Raw genomic sequence first — 1,004 nt, 5'->3', positions numbered from 1 at the left:
TCTTTTTCAAGTAAGGCGATGGCTTCATCATAATGATAACTTGCAGCAAGCTGTTTTGCTTGATCAAGCTGTTTCGTCGTTTGTTTATCTTCAACAGGTTTTGAGCTGCTGCTTGAGTGTTGAGTTGTTTGACTAGTGTTTTCTAATTTATTGTTTGTTACTGCTTGTGTAACAAAAAAGATACTTACACCTAGAATAATAACAGTGCATACAGAAGTGACAGCCAATATGATTTTGTGTGTATGTTTCATTTTATCGTCCCCTACTACTTTTTGATTTCAAAAACCCCCGTAAGCTTTTCTTAACCTTTTGAAAAACTTCCCATAACCATTGTAACGAATATAGGGTTCTGTTGCAAAGTTTTAAATCTACTATCAAATAAGGTAGAATAATAGAAAAAGATAGCAGGAGGAATGACGATGAATCATTTTAAAGAAAAGCAATTTCAGCAGGATGTGATTATTGTAGCCGTGGGCTACTATCTTCGTTATAACCTTAGCTATCGTGAAGTTCAAGAAATCTTATATGATCGTGGCATTAACGTTTCTCATACGACGATTTATCGTTGGGTGCAAGAATATGGCAAACTACTCTATCAAATTTGGAAAAAGAAAAATAAAAAATCCTTTTATTCATGGAAAATGGATGAAACGTACATCAAAATTAAAGGAAAATGGCATTATTTGTATCGAGCCATCGATGCAGATGGTTTAACCTTGGATATTTGGTTACGTAAAAAACGGGACACACAAGCAGCCTATGCTTTTCTTAAGCGGTTAGTGAAGCAGTTTGATGAACCGAAGGTTGTAGTCACAGATAAAGCCCCCTCTATTACAAGTGCCTTTAAGAAACTAAAAGAATACGGCTTTTATCAAGGGACAGAACATCGTACCATTAAATACCTGAATAATTTGATTGAACAAGACCATCGTCCAGTAAAGAGACGCAATAAATTCTATCGAAGTTTACGCACTGCCTCTACCACGATTAAAGGCATGGAAGCC

Annotated in this window: 2 protein-coding genes; one reads left to right on the top strand and one right to left on the bottom strand. The window is 35.8% G+C overall.

The annotated features are described in order from the left end of the window. Positions 1–251 (bottom strand): hypothetical protein (locus tag AB0O34_RS37060; protein ID WP_363923712.1); only part of this gene is annotated, 251 nt, incomplete at its 3' end. Positions 252–419: 168 nt separating this feature from the next. On the opposite strand from AB0O34_RS37060, the gene AB0O34_RS37055 reads away from it, so the two are divergent. Continuing rightward, on the top strand, positions 420–1,004 hold a 585-nt coding region (locus AB0O34_RS37055), incomplete at its 3' end, for an IS6-like element IS1216 family transposase (RefSeq protein WP_363923710.1).

The sequence above is a fragment of the Sphaerisporangium sp. NPDC088356 genome (assembly GCF_040685555.1).
In the GTDB taxonomy this organism is placed as follows: domain Bacteria; phylum Actinomycetota; class Actinomycetes; order Streptosporangiales; family Streptosporangiaceae; genus Sphaerisporangium.
This window is presented reverse-complemented; position numbering and strand designations above follow the sequence as displayed.